The following is a 209-nucleotide window of genomic DNA, read 5'->3' as shown; positions in this document are numbered from 1 at the left end:
TGTATTGAGTTATGTGTTTATTGTTTTATGTCGGCGGTAACTTACTCTCCCACAACCTCCCGGTTGCAGTACCATCAGCGCGGGCAGGCTTAGCTTCCGGGTTCGGAATGGGTCCGGGCGTTTCCCTGCCGCTATTAACCACCGACAAACTTTCGGGGCTGTGTTGCCCTTTAAGTGTTGTGTCAGATACTGCATAGTGGACGCGTGCA

Annotated in this window: 1 rRNA gene; it reads right to left on the bottom strand. The window is 52.2% G+C overall.

The features are described 5' to 3' along the window. Positions 1–28 precede the first annotated feature (28 nt). Positions 29–146: ribosomal RNA gene (rrf, locus tag HMPREF2935_RS00025) — 5S ribosomal RNA — on the bottom strand. Positions 147–209: the final 63 nt, after the last annotated feature.

Source organism: Corynebacterium sp. HMSC076D02 (assembly GCF_001813815.1).
GTDB classification, from domain to species: Bacteria; Actinomycetota; Actinomycetes; order Mycobacteriales; family Mycobacteriaceae; genus Corynebacterium; species Corynebacterium simulans.
The sequence above is the reverse complement of the archived record's forward strand: the minus strand, read 5'-3'. Positions and strand labels throughout refer to the sequence as shown.